This is a genomic window from Kitasatospora sp. NPDC002040 (genome assembly GCF_040296785.1).
Classification (GTDB): Bacteria; Actinomycetota; Actinomycetes; order Streptomycetales; family Streptomycetaceae; genus Kitasatospora.
In genome coordinates this window covers 40,489-56,685 of record NZ_JBEOXV010000020.1, presented here as the reverse complement: position 1 = coordinate 56,685, position 16,197 = coordinate 40,489, and the positions used below count along the sequence as shown (strand labels likewise).

Annotated in this window: 14 protein-coding genes; 6 read left to right on the top strand and 8 right to left on the bottom strand. The window is 73.8% G+C overall.

Features of this window, described 5'->3' with window-relative positions; genetic code table 11:
• Positions 1–69: 69 nt before the first annotated feature.
• The gene (locus ABT118_RS29020) at positions 70–2,829 is read right to left on the bottom strand and encodes an AAA family ATPase (RefSeq protein WP_350675243.1); all 2,760 of its coding nucleotides are present in this window, start codon (positions 2,827–2,829) and stop codon (positions 70–72) included.
• A gap of 804 nt (positions 2,830–3,633) precedes the next feature.
• Between ABT118_RS29020 and ABT118_RS29015 the strand changes: the two genes are divergently transcribed.
• Complete coding sequence (locus ABT118_RS29015; protein ID WP_350675241.1) at positions 3,634–4,605, top strand: phosphatase PAP2 family protein; 972 nt, start codon at positions 3,634–3,636, stop codon at positions 4,603–4,605.
• 32 nt (positions 4,606–4,637) lie between these two features.
• Here the strand turns inward: ABT118_RS29015 and ABT118_RS29010 are convergent, their stop codons facing one another.
• The 3 genes from ABT118_RS29010 to ABT118_RS29000 form a co-directional block, all read right to left on the bottom strand.
• Positions 4,638–6,194, bottom strand: coding sequence for a S8 family peptidase (locus tag ABT118_RS29010; RefSeq protein ID WP_350675239.1), 1,557 nt, complete (start codon positions 6,192–6,194; stop codon positions 4,638–4,640).
• 75 nt (positions 6,195–6,269) lie between these two features.
• Positions 6,270–7,703, bottom strand: a complete 1,434-nt coding sequence (locus ABT118_RS29005) for a multinuclear nonheme iron-dependent oxidase (RefSeq protein ID WP_350675236.1) — start codon at positions 7,701–7,703, stop codon at positions 6,270–6,272.
• Positions 7,704–7,737: 34 nt separating this feature from the next.
• Complete coding sequence (locus ABT118_RS29000; RefSeq protein ID WP_350675233.1) at positions 7,738–7,947, bottom strand: hypothetical protein; 210 nt, start codon at positions 7,945–7,947, stop codon at positions 7,738–7,740.
• A 231-nt stretch (positions 7,948–8,178) separates the two neighbouring features.
• On the opposite strand from ABT118_RS29000, the gene ABT118_RS28995 reads away from it, so the two are divergent.
• From ABT118_RS28995 to ABT118_RS28985, 3 genes are all read left to right on the top strand, one after another.
• Positions 8,179–8,820: a TetR/AcrR family transcriptional regulator gene (locus ABT118_RS28995; RefSeq protein ID WP_350675231.1), complete on the top strand. Its 642-nt coding sequence runs from the start codon at positions 8,179–8,181 to the stop codon at positions 8,818–8,820.
• Positions 8,821–8,952: 132 nt separating this feature from the next.
• On the top strand, positions 8,953–9,147 hold the full coding sequence (locus ABT118_RS28990) for a DUF1918 domain-containing protein (RefSeq protein ID WP_350675229.1): 195 nt from the start codon (positions 8,953–8,955) through the stop codon (positions 9,145–9,147).
• Positions 9,148–9,168: 21 nt separating this feature from the next.
• Entirely contained in the window at positions 9,169–9,837 is a 669-nt protein-coding gene (locus ABT118_RS28985) for a DedA family protein (protein WP_350675227.1), read from the top strand.
• Here the strand turns inward: ABT118_RS28985 and ABT118_RS28980 are convergent.
• From ABT118_RS28980 to ABT118_RS28965, 4 genes are all read right to left on the bottom strand, one after another.
• Positions 9,809–10,465 (bottom strand): NADPH-dependent F420 reductase, encoded by a 657-nt coding sequence (locus ABT118_RS28980; RefSeq protein WP_350675225.1) that lies wholly within the window; start codon positions 10,463–10,465, stop codon positions 9,809–9,811. The two genes, ABT118_RS28985 and ABT118_RS28980, sit on opposite strands and share 29 nt — an antisense overlap.
• 202 nt (positions 10,466–10,667) lie before the next feature.
• Positions 10,668–11,024 (bottom strand): VOC family protein, encoded by a 357-nt coding sequence (locus ABT118_RS28975; RefSeq protein ID WP_350675223.1) that lies wholly within the window; start codon positions 11,022–11,024, stop codon positions 10,668–10,670.
• Positions 11,025–11,052: 28 nt separating this feature from the next.
• A complete protein-coding gene (gene glmS / locus ABT118_RS28970; RefSeq protein ID WP_350675221.1) occupies positions 11,053–12,879 on the bottom strand; it encodes a glutamine--fructose-6-phosphate transaminase (isomerizing) in 1,827 nt (608 codons plus the stop codon).
• A gap of 41 nt (positions 12,880–12,920) precedes the next feature.
• Complete coding sequence (locus tag ABT118_RS28965; protein ID WP_350675219.1) at positions 12,921–13,196, bottom strand: hypothetical protein; 276 nt, start codon at positions 13,194–13,196, stop codon at positions 12,921–12,923.
• 291 nt (positions 13,197–13,487) lie between these two features.
• Between ABT118_RS28965 and ABT118_RS28960 the strand changes: the two genes are divergently transcribed.
• Both ABT118_RS28960 and ABT118_RS28955 read left to right on the top strand, forming a co-directional pair.
• Complete coding sequence (locus tag ABT118_RS28960) at positions 13,488–14,600, top strand: hypothetical protein (protein ID WP_350675217.1); 1,113 nt, start codon at positions 13,488–13,490, stop codon at positions 14,598–14,600.
• A 61-nt stretch (positions 14,601–14,661) separates the two neighbouring features.
• The gene (locus ABT118_RS28955; protein ID WP_350675215.1) at positions 14,662–16,104 is read left to right on the top strand and encodes a pyridoxal phosphate-dependent decarboxylase family protein; all 1,443 of its coding nucleotides are present in this window, start codon (positions 14,662–14,664) and stop codon (positions 16,102–16,104) included.
• Positions 16,105–16,197: the final 93 nt, after the last annotated feature.

Below are 16,197 nucleotides of genomic sequence, written 5' to 3'. Positions count from 1 at the left end.
TCGGTTCACTCCTGAGGGGAGGCTGTTTCCTTGCCCTCAGCGTTCCGCGCGCCCTGCCCCGCCGGGCCCCTACGCAACCCCTGTTGTACCCCTAGCGCCCGTCAACTCCCCAGCTCCGGCCGCCGGGACCACCTGGGCCAGGTCCGCCCGGCGGCGGACGCCGAGCTTCCGGTAGACCCGGGTCAGGTGCTGCTCCACCGTGCTCACGGTGACGTAGAGCTTGCGCGCCACCTCACGGTTCGACAGCCCGCGGGCGGCCAGCTCGGCCACCCGGCGCTCGGCCTCCGACAGGCCCTCCAGGGCCGACGTCGCCTCGGTGTCCGGCACCACCGACAGCGCCGGGGTGCCCCGCAGCCGGCGGTCGGTCTCCCGGGCCCGGCCCGGGTCGCCGTCGGTGCCGTGGGCCTCGCTCAACTCGGCCAGGGCCTGCGCGAGTTCGTGCTCGGCCCCGGCCTCCTCCAGCAGGCCGACCGCCCGCTCCAGCAGCGGGGTGCGCTCGGCCCGCTCCCCGGCGGCGGCCCGGGTACGCAGCGCCAGGCCGCGGATCCGGGCGTGCCCGGCCGGGCCGAGCCGGGCCAGCTGCTGGTCCGCCAGGTGGGCGGCGGCGTGCGGCCGGCCGAGCGCGAGCTGCGCCCGGGCCGCACCGATCCGCCAGGGGGCCAGGGCCGGCAGGTGGTCCACCCCCCACCGGGCCATCAGCTCGCCGCAGCCCCGGTAGTCCGCCAGCGCCTCCTCCGCCCGGCCGGTCGCCAGCAGGTGGCCGGCCCGGGCGTAGCGGTGGTGCAGCCCGGCCGGGGTCAGCTCCATCCCCTCCGGCGCGGCCAGCTCCAGGTAGTGCACCGCGTCCTGGTGCCGGCCCCGGGCGGTGCGGGCGGTGGCCAGGGTGGAGAGCGGCAGGCCGACCGCCACGCCCCAGGATTCCGGCCGGACCTGGGCGAAGGCGGCCCTGGCCTGCTCGTCGGCCGTGCGCAGGTCGCCCAGCCGCAGCGCGGTCTCGGCCCGCAGCGCGGAGAACATCGCCTGCAGGGTCGGGTTCCCCCGCGCCCCGGAGCGCTCGGCGACCTGGTCGCACCAGCGGGCCGCGCGGTCCGCCCGGTCGGTGTAGAGCAGCACCGTCAGCGCGGCCGTCAGCGAGTCGGTCGGTACGCCGCCAAGACCGCCGGCCCGGAGCACCGCCTCGGCCCGGAGCACCGCCTCGGCGGGCTCGACCGTACCGGCGAGCAGCGCCTCCAGCAGCCGCAGACCGTCCGCCCGGTAGGCGGTCCGGTCCGGGCCCGCGCTGCCGCCGTCCCGCAGGCCCGGGTACCAGTACGCCAGCCAGGAGCGCAGCCGCGCCGCACCGTCCTGGTCGGCCCCGGCCTGCTCGAACCGGGCCAGCGCGTCCTGACCCTCCGTCACCCGGCCGTGCCAGTACAGGTAGCGGATCGAGCGCAGCTCGTGCCGGACGGTGGAGGCCCGGTCGGTGACCGTTCCGGGCAGGGACGGCACGCACTCGATCCGGTCCGCCCCGGCCGGGAGCGGCGGGATCTCCTGTGCCTGCTGCTCCTCCTGGTCCGACGGGAACGGGGACGCGGGCGCTGCATCGATCGGGTCCGGTACCGGGTCCGGCACGGCCTCGTCCGCAGGTTCGGCCGGCACCGCCACGGGCACCGCCCAGGGACTGCGCAGGTGCCCCTCGGCGGCGCGGAACTGTTCGGCCACCGCCTGCTCCGCCGCCCCGCGCCGCCGCAGCAGTTCGCCCGCCCGCCGGTGCAGTGCGGCCAGTTCGCTCGGCCGGACGGCGGCCAGCAGGTCGCCCCCGGCCGTCGGGTGGCGGAAGCCGTCGCCCCGGAACAGGCCGGCCGCGTTCAGCAGGTAGAGCGCGCGGGTGACGGAGTCCGGTACCAGCAGCAGCAGTTCGGCCAGCAGCTCGGGCCCGGCCCCGGGGCCGAGGACGGCGACGCCGCGCGCGCAGCGCAGCGCCAGCGGGTCGATCCGGTGCAGGCAGTGCATCAGCCCGCGCCGGTACCCCTCGCCCACCACCAGCCCGCCGGCCGTGCCGCCGGCCCGCTCCTGATCGTCCATCAGGGCGTGCACCAGCAGCGGGTTCCCGCCGGTCAGGGCGTGCGCCTCGGCCGCCAGCCGGTCGGCGGCGCCGTTGCCCAGCCGCTCGCGGAACAGCTCCGCCACCACCGCGACGGGCAGCAGCTCCAGCCGGACCTGCCGGTGGTGCGGCTGGCGGGCCAGCTCCACCTCGAAGAAGGGGTTGGGCGGCGTCATGGTCTCGCGCGAGCCGAGCACGGTGAGCACCGGCGCGTTCCTGGTCCGGCGCACCAGGTAGAGCAGGAACTCCAGCGACTGCGGGTCCGCGTCCTGCCGGTCGTCCACGGCGACCAGCACCGGACCACGGCCGGCCAGCCGCCGGACCAGGCCGAACAGCCCCTCCAGGGTGCGCTGGGTGAGCTGGCCGGGCCCGCCGTCGGCCGCGGCCGGACCGGAGCCCTCCGCCACGCCCTGGGCGAGCAGCCGTTCGGCGCTCTCGGCCTCGCTCTGGTCCAGGTCGGCGCTCTGGAACAGTTGCCGGGCCAGGCCGAGCGGGAACTCCCGCTCCAGCGGCGAGCCGGTGCCCAGCAGCACCTGGACGCCCTGGCGGGCCGCCAGGTCGGTGAAGTTGTAGAGCAGCTCGGTGCGGCCGCTGCCGACCGATCCGTGCAGCGCGGTCACCCCGCCGACCCCGGCCGTGCAGCGCTCCAGGCCCTCGACCAGGCGGCCGAACTCGGTCTCGCGCCCGGTCGGCCGGGCTCTGGGGGGATCGATCGGGGCAGACGGCAGGGAGAGGTACGTGGCCATCGGGTACTCCTGGAGCAGGCGGCGTGCCGGGGCGGGCAGGCGGAGTGCCCTCCGCGCGCGCGGGATTCAGGAAAAGCGGGGGGACATCGTTGTCCGTCGGTCCGCTGCGCGCGTCTGCCGCTGCGCCGAACCGACCGCCCTCAGCGACAGAGCGAGCTGGCGCGGCGGTGGAGGTCGACGTCGAGCCTGGCCACCAGACGCAGGCGCGCGGCACCCCGGCCGGCCATCACCTGCTCCGCTGCCATCCCGCTTCCGTCCCCCCGGTCCACCACGCCCTGGGCGTGGGGTGTGACGCCGTGTCACCGGGAACACCCGGGACACCTGCTCCGGCGGCCCTCCCGGCCCGGCTGCGGTCGCTGCTGCGACCACAGACCACTACCTGACGGAGTCCACCTGAGTTCGAGTCTATGAATCCCCTGGCAGCGGAGTCAATCGGCGCACCGGCCCGCTGACGCTCCGTCAACCCTCCGGGGCCGTTCCGCCCGGCCCGACGCCTGCTCCAGCGGCCGCCCCCGCGTGCACGAATCACCGCGTTGAGAAATCCTGCCCGGCCGGCCCTGACCGACGTCCGCCCCGCCCGGCGGCCACCGGCCGCACGGCGACAGGAGACCAGAAACGCGGGGAGGCATCTGCGACATGCCCGCCCGCCCGCCGGCGGCTTCCCGGCCCGGCGGGCGGGCGGACCGGACGTACACCCTCTTACGGGAGCACCAGCAAACTCCCAGGTAGGGCTCATCCGTGCATGGCAGGCTGCCTGGGCACGTGCGAGCCCCCCGCTCGTGCGCAGTACACGGAGAGTCTGCTGTGACCGACCTGCACGCGCCCCTGTCATCAGCCGTCGCCACCGCGTCCCCGGCCTCCGCCGGGCGGTGGCGGTACGTCCGCTGGGCGGCCTGGCCGCTCTACTTCTTCCTGCTCGCCCGCTGGACGGACCGCAACGGCCTGCCCTACACCGAGGACCTGGTGTTCCTCTGGCTGATCGGCGCCCTGCTGGCGGCCGCCGTCCACGGCGGTGAGGGCTGGCGCCGCACGCTGCTGGTGCTGCGGGACTGGCTGCCGGTGATGGCGGTGGTCTGGACGTACGGGCTGCTGCGCGGCTACGGCGCCCACACCCCCTGGGCACCGCACCTGCGGCCGCAGCTGGCGGTCGACACCGCGCTCGGGTTCGGCCGGACCTGGACGGTGCGGCTGCAGGACGCGCTCTACACCCCCGGTACGGCGCACTGGTACGACTACGCCGCCGTCACGGTCTACATGTCGCACTTCTTCGTGATGTTCGTGCTGCTCGCGGTGCTCTGGCGGCGCCACCGGACCGGATTCCGGCGGCTGCTCGCCTGCTACCTCGCCGTCACCTACGCCGGGTTCCTCACCTACGTCCTCTATCCGGCGGTGCCGCCGTGGATGGCGGCGGAGCGGGGCGCCATCGCGCCGGTGACGCGGATCGTCGGCGACGTGCTGGCCCAGGCGGAGCTGCCCCGGGCCGCCTCCGTGTTCGAGGACGGCAGCCGGTTCGCCAACGACGTCGCCGCGATGCCCTCGCTGCACGCCGCGTACCCGATGCTGATCGCGCTGTTCTTCTGGCCGATGGCCGGCCGCCGGCTCCGGGTGCTGCTGGCCGCGTACCCGATCGCGATGGCCTTCACCCTGGTGTACGGCGCGGAGCACTTCGTCATCGACATCCTGATCGGCTGGGTCTACGCGTTCGTGATCGTCCGGGTGGTCCAGCACCTGCTGGACCACCGCGCCCGGCGCAGGGCCGGGGCCGCCACTCCCTGACCGCCCGGGTGGTCAGGAAGGGCGACGGTGCGTCAGAACTGCAGCGCCCAGCGGTCGAGGAAGCCCTCGAAGTACTCCGAGCCGCCCGCCACCCGCAGCCGCCAGACCCCGTTGGCCGTCCGGGCGGAGGCGTCCACACCGTAGATCGTGTGGACCCCGGCGTCGAACGAGCCCAGCCAGACCGCATCCTTGAGCCGGTACGTGGTGCCGTCGGGTGCGATCAGGTCGATCTCCAGGTCGTCCGGCCACTGGTGCTCGATGTCGACCACCACATCGAGGTCGGCCGGGCCGTGCCCCGCCACGCCGCTGACGGTCAGGGACGACTCGATCACGGTCTCGGGGATCACGACGTCGTCGTCGTTGGTGAACCGGAGGCCCGGCGGCCGGTTCGGGAGGCTCCCGGTGTACAGCAGCCGGTCGGCCGTGTCGTCCTGCAGCCCCCAGAGCGACCCGGCGGTGGCTTTGGCGGTCAGCGCGGCGGACACCTGGGCGGGCGTGGCCGTGCGGTGGTCGGCCAGGTAGAGCGCCGCCGCGCCTGCCACGTGCGGGGAGGCCATCGAGGTGCCCGACATGGTGGTGGAGTCCTCGTCGTACGCAATCCCGGCCGAGGTGATGTCGGCGCCAGGGGCGTGGATGTCCACCAGCGGTCCGTAGTTGGAGAACCAGGAGACGCTGTCGTCGCTGTCGGTCGACCCCACCGTGATGGCCGTCGGCACCCTGGCCGGGGAGTGCTCCGAAGCGTCGATGCTCCCGTTGCCCGCCGCGACCGTGAAGGTCAGGCCCGAGGCGACCGCGTTGCGCACGGCCGTGTCCAGCACGTCGTTGGGATCGCCACCCAGGCTCAGGTTGACCACGGCGGGCTTGACGGCGTGGGCGACCACCCAGTCGATCCCGGCCACCACCCCGTCGACGGTGCCGCTGCCCCCGTTGTCGAGCACCCGCACCGCCACCACCTTCGCCTGCTTGGCCACCCCGTAGGTCGCACCGACTGCGGTGGCCGCGACATGGGTGCCGTGACCGTGGCCGTCGTCGGCCTCGGTGTCCCCGTCGATGACGTCGAACCCGTACGAGGCCCGGCCGCCGAAGTCCTCGTGGCTGATCCGCACCCCGCTGTCGACGACGTACACCGTGACGCCCTGCCCGGCCCCGGCCGGGTAGTCGAAGCGGTCGGTCATCGGCGGGCGCTTCTGGTCGATCCGGTCCAGCCCCCAGGAGGGCGGCCCGGTCTGGCTCCCGTCGAGCGAGACCCTGCCGTTCTGCACCACCTCGGCGACCGCCGGGTCCGCCGCCAGCCGGCGCGCCTGACGCTCCGTGAGGTCGACGGAGAAGCCCTGCAGCGCCGTACCGAAGCTCCGCCGCACCTTGCCGCCGTACCGTGCGGCGAGCGACGCTCCCTGCGCGGAGACCGACTTTCCGGCCCCAGGGGCGAGCAGCACCAGATAGCTGCCCGCGATCGCCCCCGGCGCCCCGACGCCCCGCACCACCCCCTCCGGACCGCTCGCCGCAGCCGGCAGCGCACCGCCCGCCCCGAGCACCAGGGCCAGCGCCCCCGCAGCCAGCCCCCTGATCACCTGCCGCCTCGCTGTCATCGGCATCCCCCTTCATCCCCCCAGTGGCAAGTCGGGTAGTCAACTCACCTACTACTCATGGAGATTGACGCATCGTCAGGAGGATGACAAGGCTGGACGGCCCGCCTCCGCACGGTCGTCCACCAGCCGCAGCCGGTAGCTGCCGCGCGGCGGGTCCACCGGCAGCCGTCCGGCGCCGAGTTCGGTCAGCAGGACGGTCGGGTCGGTGCCGACCGTCACCGTGCGCGGCTCGCCGTCCAGCCGGACCAGCATCAGGCCGAGGTCGAGTTCGAGCACGTCCGGCAGCAGCGGCACCGCCGGACGGCACCGCCGTAGATGCTCGGCGAAGGCGAACGCCTCCTCGGTGGCGAAGAGTTCGGGAGTGCGCCGGCGGGCGTACTCGGCGATCAGCTCGCGCACCCCGGCCTCGCCCAGGGTCAGCAGCAGCAGCCGGACGGTGTGCACCAGCGTCCCGGCCAGGGCGCCCGCACGGAACTCCAGGATCAGCTCGCGCAGCAGCCCGACCGCCGGGTCGGCCGCCAGCTCCCGCTCCAGCACCGTCCGGGGCTCCCGGCCCACGGCCAGCCCGCCGAGAGCGGCCTCCCACTCCTCCGGTCCCGCTCCGGGCACCGCCGGGTCCGGCCGGCGGAGCGGGGCCGGCGCGGCGACCGCGGCAGCCGGCCAGAGCTCCCGCAGCCGGTCCGTCAACTCCCGTACCGCACCGGCCTCCAGGCCCGGCGCCGCCGAGGCGGTGACCTCGAACAGCACCGCCCGGAGCGCGGGCAGCCGGGGCAGCACCCGCCCGGCCAGCCGGATCAGGTCCTCGTCCGGCAGCCCGCTGTGGGCGTCCAGCCAGTAGCCGCGGTGCTCGAAGCCACCGGCCAGGTGGACCTCCAGCACCCGGTCCAGCGGGAGTTCGGCGAGCAGCGCGTCGACGCTGCCGCGGCCGTTGCGTTCGTTGGCCAGGACGTTGTGCAGGTCCAGCAGCAGTCCGCAGTCGGCCCCTTCGGCCACCCGGGCGGCGAAGGCGCCGTCGCTCAGCTCGTCGGCCCGGGGCCTGAGGTAGTTGGTGCCGAGCTCCACCGCCAACGGGACGGGCAGGGCCTCGGCCATCGCCCGGACCGACCGGACGCTGCGCCGCACCCCGGCCGGGGTCTGCCGGGGCGGCAGCATGAAACCGGTCCGGAAGCCGGTCCCGCCGCCGCCGGCGTCGCCGACCCGGTTGAACGCCAGGTGCTCGCTCACCCAGGGCACCGCCAGCTGCTCGGCCAACTCGCCTACCAGAGCGGTGTGTTCGGCGTCCGGCAGGACCGAGCCGCCGACCGGATTGCCGACCCCGTGCAGCAGCCGGGCGCCCGGCAGGTCGGCCAGCCGGCGCAGGGCCTCGTGGTCGGTCGCGACGGTCCCGTCCGGGCGGGACCGCCAGAAGGTCTGCGGTTCGACCTCGATCACGTCGAGCCGGTCCCCGCACTCCTCCAACAGCCGCTCCAGGCCCCGGACATAGGTGAGCCCGACCCCCAGCCGCGCCATCTCCCCGACCTCCCCGCGCCGCCCGGCCGCCGCCTCAGCCGGCCAGGCCGGCCAGGCCGGAGCCGCCCAGGGTGAACTCGGCCGACCGGCCGAAGGACCAGTCGAAGCCGGAGTGGCAGCTCGGGCAGTTGTCCTGGTTGACCGCGGCCCTGACCGGTGCGGCCATCCGGTCCAGGCCGGCCGCGGCCGAGAGCGAGAGGGTGGTCTCGACCGGGGCCGCGGCGACGAGCGTGGTGGACGACACGGGTACCTCCTGTCTGGCGCCCGGACTCCCGGGCACCGGTAGCGGGTGACGTGGGGAGAAGCATGCCGTGGAATCCGGCCGGATCAGGCGGCCGAGCCCGCAAGCTGCCGCTGAACTGCCGGTCCGGCCCGGCCGCCGCTCCGGGCCCCAACTCCCCTGCCGGACACGGGACCCACCGCACCCGGGGCCGGTGATTCGCGCCCCGTCCGCCCGATGCGGCACAGTGGACGCATGAAGTCCGACATCGGTGCTGCCGTCCCCGCCCGGCGCCGTCCGGTGCAGCAGCGCAGCCAGGAGCGGTACGAGCGGCTGCTCGACGCCTGCGCGGGCCTGCTGGACGAGGCCGGCGCGAGCGGGCTGACCACCAAGGAGGCCGCGCACCGGGCCGAGGTCCCGATCGGCACCCTGTACCAGTTCTTCTCCGGCAAGGAGGGCCTGCTGGCCGCCCTCGCCGCCCGGAACCTGGAGCACTACCTGGAGCGCCTGGCCCGCCGCCTGGACGCCGAGGAGCCGGCGGACATCTCCTGCTTCGTCGACCTGGCGATCGACGAGTTCGTCGCGATGAAGCGCACCGTGCCGGGCTTCGGCCACCTGGACTTCGGCCTGGTCGAGGTCCTCCCGGCCGGGGTCGCCGACGACCGGCACCTGCTGGACCGGGAGCTGGAGAACAACGCCGCCGTGGCGGTCCGGCTGCGCACCCTCGGCGGCAGCCTGTTCACCGGGCCGAACTACCCGACCGCCCTGCGGGTGGCGATGGAGAGCGCCGACGCCGTCCTCAAGCTGGCCTTCCGGGACGACCCGGAGGGCGACCAGGCCCTGATCGCCGAGTGCAAGCGGCTGCTCCGCCGCTACCTGGCCGACCCCGACGGGTGACGGACCCGCCGGACCCGCCGGACCCGCCGGCCCGGCCTGACCGGCCGCCGCCGGAGCCGGGCGTTGCGGCTGCCCGCGCCGCGCCGCACAGTGGAGATCGGGACGGCAACCGCACCCGACGAGGAGCAGACCATGCAAGCGACGGCAGGCGATCACCTCCACACCCACAGCAGGTCGGTCGGGATGGCGGACCAGCAGGGCGAGATCATCGAGGTCCGGGGCGCCGACGGGCAGCCCCCGTACCTGGTGCGTTTCGAGGACGGCCACGAAGGGCTGGTCTACCCCGGCCCCGACACCGTGATCGAGCGTCAGCAGACCGCCCACTGACCCCACTTCCCCCGGAGCCCCGTGGACACCCCCGCACCACTTCCCGGCCCGCTCGAGCACCTCACCCCGCTGCTGGACGGCTACGGCTACCTGGCAGTGGGGGTTCTCGTCTTCCTGGACAACTGCGCCGTCCCGGTCCCCGGCCAGACCGTGCTGGTGCTGGCCGCCGTCTACGCGGGCACCGGCCGGCTGAGCATCGTCGCCGTGGTGGCGATCGCGCTGGTGGCCGCCGTGGCCGGGGACAGCCTGGGCTACCTGCTCGGCCGCACCGGCGGCCACCGGCTGGTGGAGCGCTGGGGCCGGTACGTGCTGCTCACCCCGGCCCGGATGGCGCGCGGGGAGGCGTTCTTCGACCGGCACGGGGCCAAGGTGGTGACGGTGGCCCGGTTCGTCGACGTGCTGCGGCAGACCAACGGCATCGTGGCCGGCACCACCGGGATGAGCTGGCAGCGCTTCCTGCCGGCCAACGTGCTCGGCGCCGTGCTCTGGGTCGGGGTCTGGTCCACCGCCGGGTACCTGGCCGGCGGCAACATCGGCCCGCTGTACGCGCAGGTGATGCGCTACCAGGTGTTCCTGCTGGTGGCGCTCGGTGTGCTGCTGGCCGCGCTGGTCGGGTACCGCCTGTGGCGGCGCCACCGGCGGTACCGCGACCGGTCCGGGGTCAGCCGGCGCGGCGGATCGAGTAGTTGAAGTCCGCGTGGCCGTAGTGGCCCATCAGCTTGAGCCAGAACGGCATCAGCATCTCCAGCGCCCGGGCGGCCGTGATGTCGCCGAGGTCCAGCACCGAGCCCTGCGGCCAGCCGAACTCGGTCAGCAGCGCCACCACCTCGGCCTTGGCCTCGGGGTCGTTGCCCGCGACGAACAGGTTGTGCTCGCCCGGCACCCGGCCCGGGTCCACCATCACCTCGGAGTTGACGGTGTTGAGCGCCTTCACCACCCGGGCCGCGGGGAACTCGCGCTGGATCTGCTCGCCGACGCTGTCACTGTTCACCGGCTCCAGCGAGACCTCCCCGAGCGGGGAGAAGACCAGCGGGTTGGAGACGTCGATCAGCACCTTCCCCGCCAGCGGCTCGGCCCCGGCCAGCCGCAGCGCCTGCACCGCCACCACGCCCGAGGTCGCGTTGATCACCAGCTCGCCGAAGGCGGCCGCCTCGGCGAACGTCCCGCTGTGCCCGTACGGCCCGGCCTGCTCGGCCCAGGCCAGCGCGGCCGCGTTCTCCTTGGTGCGTGAGCCGAGCGTGACCTCGTGCCCGAGCGACACCAGCTTCGCGGCCAGCGTGCGCCCGACCGTGCCCGTACCGATGATCCCGACCCGCATGCCTGCGCTCCCCGTCCTCGACCGATTTTGCGGTCACCCTAGCTGACCCGGCGTCACCCCGGCCGGAACGTCCGTACGAGGGACCGGCGAGCGTGGCGACCGGCCGGCCCAGGGCCGACGGGCCCAGGATCGGGCACTTCACCAGCCGCCTGATCCCGGTGCCGGCCTGACCCGGGGCCGGGTCGGGCCGGGCACCGTCGGGTCAGGCCGGGCGCCGGGAGGAGAGCACGCAGAACTCGTTGCCCTCCGGGTCGCTGAGCACCCGCCAGGTCTGCTCGCCCTGGCCGACATCGGCCGGGCGGGCGCCGAGCGCGAGCAGCCGGGCCACCTCGGCGGCCTGGTCGGCCGGGCGGAAGTCCAGGTGCAGCCGGTTCTTCAGCGTCTTCGGCTCCGGCACCCGGGCGAACAGGATGCCCGGCATCCGGCCGTCCGCCGGACGGATCTCGAACTCCTCCGGGTCGTCGTCCAGCACCGTCCAGCCCAGCGCCTCGGCCCACCAGCGGCCGAGCGCCACCGGGTCGGCACAGTCCACCACTACCTGCTCCCATGCGAGATCCATGGTTCGGACCCTACCGACCCGGTGCGGATTACTCCACGGTGACGCTCTTGGCCAGGTTGCGCGGCTTGTCCACGTCCCGCTCCAGGGCCACCGCCGCGTAGTAGGCGAGCAGTTGGAGCGGGATGTTGAGCAGCAGCGGGTCCAGCTCGGGCTCGCTGCGCGGCACCAGGATGGTGTGGTCGGCCAGCTTGGCGTCGGGGGTGCGGTGGGCGATCGCCAGCACCCGGCCGGAGCGGGCCTTGATCTCGCCGAGGGTGGTGAGGTTCTTGTCCAGCAGCTCGTCGTCCGGCACCAGGGCGACGGTCGGCAGCTCGGGGTTGATCAGCGCGAGCGGGCCGTGCTTGAGCTCGCTGGCGGGGTACGCCTCGGCGTGCACGTAGCTGATCTCCTTCAGCTTCTGCGCACCCTCGCGGGCGACGGGGTAGCCGCGCACCCGGCCGATGAACATCATGCCGTCGTGCTTGGCGTACTCCCCGGCCAGCTCGGCGATCTTCTCCTCGCCGGCCAGGATCTCCCGGATCTGGTCCGGCAGCGCCTTCAGGCCCGCGACGATCCGGCGGCCGTCGGCCGGGGAGAGGTCGTGGATCCGGCCGAAGTGCAGGGCCAGCAGCGCGAAGGCGATCACGGTGGAGGTGAAGGCCTTGGTCGAGGCGACCGAGATCTCCGGGCCGGCGTGCAGGTAGATGCCGCCGTCGCACTCGCGGGCGATCGCACTGCCGACGGTGTTGACCACACCGAGCACCCGGCCGCCCTTGCGCTTGATCTCCTGGACCGCGGCCAGCGTGTCGTAGGTCTCGCCGGACTGGCTGACCGCCACGTAGAGGGTGTCGGCCTCGATCACCGGGTTGCGGTAGCGGAACTCGGAGGCGGGCTCGCTGTGCGCGGGGATCCGGGCCAGCTCCTCGATCAGCTGGGCGCCCATCTCACCGGCGTAGTAGGCGGAGCCGCAGCCGAGGATCTTCACCCGGCGGATCTCGCGCAGCTCGCGGGCGTCCAGGTTGAGGCCGCCGAGGTGGGCGGTGGCGAAGCGCTCGTCCAGGCGGCCGCTCAGGGTGCGCTCGACCGAGGCGGGCTGCTCGTGGATCTCCTTGAGCAGGAAGTGCTCGTACCCGGCGGTGTCGTAGGAGTCGATCTCCCAGTCCACCGTGGAGGGCTGGCGGGTCACCGTACGGGCGTCCTCGGTGAAGGTGCGGAAGCCGTCGGCGCGGACGGTGCAGAGCTCGCCGTCCTCCAGGTGCACCACCTGGCGGGTGTAGCGGACCAGGGCGGCGACGTCCGAGGCGACGAACATCTCCTTCTCGCCCAGGCCGAGCACGATCGGGCTGCCGTTGCGGGCCACCACGATCCGGTCCGGCTGCTCGGCGTCGACCACCGCGATGCCGTAGGTGCCGACCACGTGGCCGAGCGCGGCGCGCACCGCGTCCTCCAGCTCGACGCCTTCGCCGACGTGCGCGGCGACCAGGTGGGCCAGCACCTCGGTGTCGGTCTCGGAGCGGAACACCGCGCCGTCGGCGGTGAGCTTGGCGCGCAGCTCGTCGGCGTTCTCGATGATGCCGTTGTGCACGACCGCGATGCGCTCGGCGTTGTCCAGGTGCGGGTGCGCGTTGGCGTCGCTGGGCACGCCGTGGGTGGCCCAGCGGGTGTGGCCGATGCCGGTGGTGCCCTTGAACCGCGCGGGGACGGCGGCGGCCAGGTCGGCCACCCGGCCCTTGGTCTTGCAGACCTTCAGGCTGCCGGCCTTGCCGACCACGGCCACCCCGGCCGAGTCGTAGCCCCGGTACTCCAGCCGCTGGAGCCCTTCGAGCAGGAACGCGGTGGCGTCCTTGGGACCGATGTAGGCCACGATGCCGCACATGGTGGATCTCCTCTTGTCACGTCGCTTCGGGTGGGGCGGGCTCAGCCGTAGACGATCCGGCGCAGCTGACGGGCGGTCAGCTCGGGCGCCGCGACCCGGCGAGCGGTGAGCTCACCGGCCAGCCGGGCGAAGATCTTCTCGTTGGTCAGGCCCCGCGCCTGCAGCTCACCGTGGCGGCGGCGGACGTACTCCTCGGTGCTCTCGGAGAAGTACGCCAGCACCTCCGCGATCACCCGCGCCGCCTCGCCGGGCCCCAGCGGGGTGGTCCGGGTGAGGTGCGCGAGCAGGTCTTCGTGAGGGTGTGGTGAGACGGGCACGAGAGGGGAGCCTAGGCGTCGAACGCGCTGACTCCAAGAATCCTGCCCGAAATCGGGCAGGACTTCCCGCGTTCGGCTCCGGGCGGCCCCGGGGGACGGTCCGTGCGCGTCCTGTGAGAGTGTGTGCATTTGGTGACCGGGGGGCGCTCTCCCTCGTTGACCAGTCGGCCGCTCGGGGAACGGCCTGGCCGACACATCCCGAATGGCCGTCAGAAACGTTCAGTTTCGGACGAGGAACGCCAGGATGGGAGACGCAACCGTCCGAAGCGATCCGCCGGGGGACCACAGCTCATGCAACCGCGACTCTTCGCGATCATCACCGCGTTCCTGCTCGGCATCCTCGGGCTCGGCGCGGTGGCCGTCACCCAGTGGACCCCGCAGACCGCCGCACCGGTCGCGGCCCCGGCCCAGCCGGGCGCCCCCGCCCCGGGCCAGAGCAGCGGCCCGGCCGCCTCCCCCAGCCCGACCGGCGACCCGGCCGTGTGGACCCGCTCCACCCTGCGCAACAAGCTGATGGCCAAGATGGAGGCCACCGACCCGGGCGTCGCGCTGGCCGAGCTGGACGCGATCAGCAAGAAGCTCCCCTACACCGTCCGGTTCTGCCACCCGATCGCGCACGAGCTCGGGCACACCGCGGTCAAGCGCTACCACGCGGACTTCCAGAAGGTCATCTCCTTCCCGCACGAGACCTGCGCGGCGGGCTACCTGCACGGCGCGGTCGAGGAGATGCTGAACGCCTCCGCCAACCCGGAGGAGGACCTGCTCAAGCTCTGCGCCCCGGCCAACAAGGGCCCGTGCATCCACGGCGTCGGCCACGGCACCATGTTCGTCGCCAAGCAGGACGTGGCCAAGGCCCGCGCACTGTGCAACAAGTTCCCCACCGACAGCCGGAAGATCACCTGCTCCGAGGGCCTGTTCATGCAGCTGTTCGGCCCGGACGAGGAGGACGAGAAGGCCAAGGCCAACCTCGACCCCGCCGCGCTGGCCAAGGACCCGCTCTACCCCTGCAAGGACCAGCCCTCGCTGTTCCAGTCGGCCTGCTTCTTCTACGCGCCGACCTTCTACCTGAGCTCGCACGACTACGCCAACCACGAGAACGTCTTCGCCGACGCACTCAAGTGGTGCCTCAACGGCCAGGCCAGCGGCGGTGCCAACGACTGCAGCCGGGGCGTCGGCTCCCGGACCATGAAGTACAACCTGGACCGCGAGGACTGGGCCGCCAACCAGTGCGCCACCGCCGCCGACTCCTGGCAGCGCAAGGCCTGCACCCAGGGCCTGATGAGCTACTACACCGTCAACTACACCGAGGCCGGCGCGGGCGCCCGGCTCTGCTCGAAGATCACCAACAAGGAGATCGCCGGTTACTGCCGCAGCGCAGGGGGCCTTTCCAGCACTCTCGACTAAGGTTTCCCTACCGGGTGCGCCGAGGAAGCCGTGCCTCCATGACCTCTGATGGAGCAGCACTGTGAACGACACCTCCCCCGACGACTTCCGCACCGCCGCCCGGGCCACCGCCGAGCTGGTCTCCGACTACCTCGAAGCGGTGCCCGGGCGGCCGGTCTGGCAGCCGATGGACCCGGCCGACCGGCAGGCACTGCTGGACCTCCCGCTGCCCGTCGAGGGCATGCCGCTGGAGGGCCTGCTGGACGTGATCGGCCGTCAGGTGATGACCGCCCCGATGGGCAACGGCCACCCCCGCTTCTTCGGCTGGGTCAACTCCGCCCCCGCCCCGGCCGGGGTGCTGGCCACCCTGGCCGCCGCCGCGATGAACCCCAGCTCGGCCGGCGGCGACCACGCCGACGTCCACCTGGAGCGGGCCGTGGTCCGCTGGATCGCCGAGCTGGTCGGCTTCCCGCACCCGGCCGGCGGCGGCATCCTCACCTCGGGCACCTCGATGGCCACCATCCTCTGCCTGGCCGCCGCCCGGAACCGGGCCGCCCGCCTGGCCGGCCACGACCTGCGCGAGGACGGCCTGGCCGGGCTGCCGCCGCTGGTCGCGTACGCCACCGCCGAGACCCACTCCTGCGTCCGCAAGGCCGTCGAGCTGCTCGGCCTGGGCAGCCGGCACCTGCGCACCGTCGCCACCGACGCCGACGGCCGGCTCGACCCGGCCGCCCTGGCCGAGGCCGTGGCCGCCGACCGGGCGGCCGGGCTGCTGCCCTTCCTCGCGGTCGCCTCCGCCGGCACCGTCGGCACCGGCGTGGTGGACGCCTTCGACCCGATCGCCGACGTCTGCGAGGCCGAGGGCCTGTGGCTGCACGTGGACGGCGCGTACGGCGCCTTCGGCGTGCTGGACCCCGCCATCGCGGACCGGTACGCCGGCCTGGACCGGGCCGACTCGCTCGCCCTCGACCCGCACAAGTGGCTCGGCGTCCCGGTGGACTGCGGCTGCGCCCTGGTCCGCGACGCCGACGAGCTGCGCGGCACCTTCAGCCTGGTCCCCTCCTACCTGCGCGACGAGGCGGCCGGCGCGCTCGGCTGGTTCTCCGAGTACGGGATGGAGCAGACCCGTCCGTTCCGCTCGCTCAAGGTCTGGGCCACCATCGCCCACCGCGGCCGGGCCGGACTGGTCGCCGACATCGCCCGCTGCACCGAGCTGGCCCGGCACCTGGGCGCCCTGGTCGAGGCCGACCCGGAGCTGGAGCTGCTCGCCCCGGTGCACACCTCGATCGTCGCCTTCCGCTACCTGCCGGCCGACCCGGCCCGGACCGACGCCGTCAACCGCGACCTGCCGGTCGCCGTCCAGCTGCGCGGGCAGGCCTTTGTCACGGGCGCGCTCTACCAGGGGCACGAGATGCTCCGCGCCTGTCTGCTGAACGCCGCCACCACCGAGGACGACCTGGAACTGCTGCTGGCGGAAGTCAGGTCGGCCGGGCGGGAACTGACGGGGCGTCCGACCGGTTCTTGATCTGAGGGGAGGCGGTTCGGATGCCATCCGAAGACATTTACCAACAGGTCACGGGGGATTCGTGATCGCGAAACACCGGAAGAGCACCATGCT